Raw genomic sequence first — 3,374 nt, 5'->3', positions numbered from 1 at the left:
GGTGCGGGCTCTGGATGTCCAGCAAGTACGGATAGAACGATTTGGTCGTTCTGCTTGGGTTGGCGTAGACGTCGAACTGGGCCACTAAAACGACCGGAAGTCGTCGCCGAAGCAGCCATGTTGCTCAACGAATTCATTGTAGCTTTTGATAGCGGCCTGGTTTTCTTCCGCCCATTGAGACGCCCGGCGTTTCGCAAGCTCTTCTTTCAAGGCCTTTTCCAGGGTCGCCGAGAGGTTGATGTTCAACGCTCGGCTTTTTGTCAGCAGGTCGCTATTGACCGATAGGTTGGTGGCTTTTCTCGGAGCGGCTTTATCGTAGAGCTCTGGCATAAATGTCTCCACAGGTGGCATTACGGTTTTATAAATGCTATGCGCATTGTGGCGCGCATTCAAAAGCATTTAACGGGTGTGTTCTGCGCCTGAAGGGTCTTTGTCAGACGCTCTAACAATGCTGAGAGGCAGATGTGAGCCGCGCACCTATCAACAAGCGTGAATCGGCGCCGCGAGATGCCGGCAACGCCAACAAGTCGCAAAGAATCGAAGGCTGCGCATAGCTCGCCATAGCCCCAGCGGCACGTCCACTGAAACCGAACTTGTGCGAGCACGCATACTGGCCCCATGGAATTGACCTTCATTGGCGGCGCGGACGGTGTCACGGGCTCGGCCAGCCTGCTGACGGATACGCGTCTGGGGCTGCGTGCGCTTGTGGATTGCGGGGCGCATGCCGAGCGCGAGCTGGTGCGGCCCGACGGGGCGCCGCGGCTGGGTTTCGATGCGCGGATGTTGAGTTGTGTGTTTTTGACCCATGCCCATCGCGACCATTGCGGGCGGCTGCCGCAGCTGCATCGGGCCGGGTTTCGCGGGCCGGTGTATTGCACCGAAGCCACGGCGGCGATGACGCGTATCGCGTTGATGGATGCCGCCAAATTTTCGCGCGAGTATGACGCGGACGATGTCGAGATGATCGACTTCCAGCCGCTCGATCGCCGGGCCGATTTCAAGTTCGGCCAGCCCATGCGGTTGCACGGCGTTGCGGTTACCTTTCATCGCAGCGCGCATATTCTCGGCGCGGTGGCGCTTACGATTGCCTGGCGCAGCCGCACGAGCACGCGGCGCTCGATCTGTTTCAGCGGGGATATCGGCGGCAATACGCCGGGTAATCCGTATCAATCGCTGTTGGCCGGTCAGCAAACGCCCGGCGCGGTGGATTATATGGTGGTGGAATCCACTCGCGGCGCCGAACCGGCGCGCCCTGCGCACTATAAATCGGCCGCCGGCCGCGAGCAGGCCTGGGCCGATGTGTTTGCCGATAGCGACGCACGCGGTGGCGGGCCGGTGGTGGTGCCGTGTTTCGCCATGCACCGGGCGCAAGAGCTGTGGTTCGATCTTCATCGCGTGCTGCGACATACCGCGGCCGGCGCGCCGGATGCGGCCGGTCGGCCGCGCTGGCTGTCGATGGATGCCCCGCTGGCAGCGCGTATGACCGATGTTTATGCCGAGCTGCTGACGCGGCGCAACGAACAGGGCGAGCAATCGCCCTGGCGTAATCCGACGTTGGCCGACCGGCTGTGGCTGGCCGATGAGGCCGCGGTCGATGCGTATCTCGTGGACCTATGGGCGCGGGTGGGCCGCAATCGGGCCCCCGGCGGTACGTTGCGTGCGATGCATGACCCCGAGCTGTCGCGCGTGGTTGCCCTGGCGGGCAGCGGTATGTGCGAGGGTGGGCGCATCGTGGATTTCATTACCGATCAGATCGGTAACCCGGCGGCCACGATCGTGCTCTGCGGTTATGCGCCGCCCGAAACAGGGGCGGGGCGGCTGCGACGCTTGATCGCAGGCGACTGGCCGAGCGATACGCCACTTGTGCTCGGCAAAGCCCGTATCGACCCGGCCCGTATTCAGGCACGGCTCGTGGATTTTGGCGACTACTATTCCGGCCACGGCGATATCGACGCGCTATGTCGGTTCGTATTCGAAATCGATGAGCCGGCGCCGGCGGCGACGGTGTTTCTCAACCACGGGGATAGCGCGATGCGTGCCGGCTTCGCGGCCGCGTTGCATGCGCGCGCGGCGACGAAGCAGCCGGGCGATCGGCCGCTAGCCGACGTCGTGCTGCCGGGCACAGGCGAGCAACACGATCTCGACGCGGCCGACCAGAACGCCCAGGCGATCCGTGCGCGATTAAGGGCGCAGGCGCTGGCCAGCCTGCGCCGTGCCGACTAGCGCGGGGCAGGATCGGGTTTCAAACCGCTAGTTGAGCAGCGCTCGTTGAATTTCGGTGTGCGGTCTGGAAGCAGCGCATGAAGCGGGTCGAGCTGGGACTGCGAGCCAGTCCGGCAAGAATCGAGCACCGGCGTGATAGGCACAGTTGCGCAATGGGCGCGGGATACCAGGGCGACATCCATGCGGGCGCCGGGTTTAGGCCCACAGGCTATGCCGCGACGCCGACCCCGGGGCGCTTGAGCGCAATTCTGAAGAGGGCGTACTAGCGCGCGTCCGGTTCCGGGTCGTGCCAGCCAATCCGCCCGAGCCCGGGCCACTTGATCGCCAGGTCGGCCGGGTCGATGCCCCAGACCAGACCGAACAGGTTGATCTCGATGCCTTCGTCCCAGGCAGCGAGCACCCCCATCGCACCGAACAGCGATAGCTGATAGCCGGTTGCGCTCGGCGCCCGCGCGAAGACCGTATCTTGCAGATAGTCCTTGCCGATCGCGGTGGGCGGCAGCTCGACCTCTAGCGCCGGTACATGCCGTATCAGCCAGGCAACGAAGGTATTGCTGTTGGGGCCCGGCCATATTCGATAGACGTCGTAGGGGTAGTTGGCCACGGCCGTTTCGATCTGGGCAATCGCCTCGGCCGCCTGCGCCCCACGCAGGTCGAGCAGGCGCTGCGGCATGGCGCCGACCCAGCGCCGGTCCGGGATATCGGTGCGCGAGCTCAAGGGCGGATGATTCCAGCCGGCGACCTGGTGCACGGTGTAGTGATCGGCACCCGCGGCCTTGGTGGCCACCCATGTATGCACCGCAAAGATGCCGCGCCAGCTGAATGCCCGGGCGGCGTAGACCTGCACCACCGCCCGCGGCTCGCTGGAAGGCGCCGGCGCCAGCTGCGCCGAGCTGCGATCGGCATCGCGCCAGTTCTGGCCCATGCGCAGTTCGTCGCTGGCCAGCATGAGCACCGGCCCGGATGCCACGAGCACAACCGCGGCGATGAAAACGAGCAGCCCGCGTTTCATGCGCCGAGCGTTTTCATTCTATTAAGGAAGCTCTGCATAACCTGTCGCGGTCGCGCCGGCGTGCTTTGCGCGCGATTGACAAGGAAGTGAGAGCGTAGCGTGCCCAAGCCAAAAACAAGTGGCACGGTAGCGAACACTG

The 3,374-nt window shown here is 64.2% G+C and carries 3 protein-coding genes; 1 reads left to right on the top strand and 2 read right to left on the bottom strand.

Annotated elements, in window-relative coordinates:
* Positions 1 to 84: 84 nt before the first annotated feature.
* Positions 85 to 330: a type II toxin-antitoxin system CcdA family antitoxin gene (locus ABNU97_RS17500; RefSeq protein ID WP_348767947.1), complete on the bottom strand. Its 246-nt coding sequence runs from the start codon at positions 328 to 330 to the stop codon at positions 85 to 87.
* A 288-nt stretch (positions 331 to 618) separates the two neighbouring features.
* On the opposite strand from ABNU97_RS17500, the gene ABNU97_RS17495 reads away from it, so the two are divergent.
* Positions 619 to 2,223 (top strand): MBL fold metallo-hydrolase, encoded by a 1,605-nt coding sequence (locus tag ABNU97_RS17495; RefSeq protein ID WP_348767946.1) that lies wholly within the window; start codon positions 619 to 621, stop codon positions 2,221 to 2,223.
* Positions 2,224 to 2,485: 262 nt separating this feature from the next.
* On the opposite strand, the gene ABNU97_RS17490 is transcribed toward ABNU97_RS17495, so the two are convergent.
* Positions 2,486 to 3,235 carry a DUF3750 domain-containing protein gene (locus ABNU97_RS17490; RefSeq protein ID WP_348767945.1) on the bottom strand — a complete coding sequence of 250 codons (750 nt, stop codon included), beginning with the start codon at positions 3,233 to 3,235 and terminating at the stop codon, positions 2,486 to 2,488.
* Between the last annotated feature and the right edge of the window lie 139 nt (positions 3,236 to 3,374).

It is taken from the genome of uncultured Salinisphaera sp., assembly GCF_964012375.1.
Classification (GTDB): domain Bacteria; phylum Pseudomonadota; class Gammaproteobacteria; order Nevskiales; family Salinisphaeraceae; genus Salinisphaera.
Note: the sequence above shows the minus strand (reverse complement) of the source record. Positions and strands in the feature narration are given on the sequence as shown.